Origin of the sequence: Bradyrhizobium sp. IC4059, assembly GCF_020193615.1 — a bacterium.
GTDB classification, from domain to species: domain Bacteria; phylum Pseudomonadota; class Alphaproteobacteria; order Rhizobiales; family Xanthobacteraceae; genus Bradyrhizobium; species Bradyrhizobium yuanmingense.
In genome coordinates this window covers 1-468 of record NZ_JADYVH010000045.1, presented here as the reverse complement: position 1 = coordinate 468, position 468 = coordinate 1, and the positions used below count along the sequence as shown (strand labels likewise).

Below are 468 nucleotides of genomic sequence, written 5' to 3'. Positions count from 1 at the left end.
CAACCAGCTCGACCTTTCCGGAACGCCGCTGCTGGCCGGCGGAGGGCGCGCGCGCAACGTCCTGATCGTGGCCATGGAGGGAATCCCCGGCGCGTATATCGCCGCCAACCGCGCCGCCATCAACAGCAGCTACCACGAAGCGCCGATGCCCAGGCTGAGTGGCTGGGCCGAACGGGCGATGACCACCCCGGACTACGTGCTGCACCGCCACCAGACCATCCGCGGCCTCTACGCCATGCTCTGCGGCGACTACAGCAAGCTCGACTCGGGCACGCCGAAGGGCGTCGAGCTGCTGAACAACCCGGCCCGGGCCAGGGAGTGCTTGCCCGCCCAGCTGCGCCAGCACGGTTTCAGCACGCACTTCCTGCAGGGTGCCGGCCTGCGCTTCATGGCCAAGGACAAGGTCATGCCGCAGATGGGCTTCGACAAGACCCTCGGGCGCGACTGGTTCCGCAACACGTCCTACCT

The 468-nt window shown here is 68.2% G+C and carries 1 protein-coding gene; it reads left to right on the top strand.

Features of this window, described 5'->3' with window-relative positions; translation table 11 throughout:
- A partial coding sequence (locus I6F12_RS37020) for a sulfatase-like hydrolase/transferase (RefSeq protein WP_225158548.1) occupies positions 1 to 468 on the top strand: 468 nt, incomplete at both ends.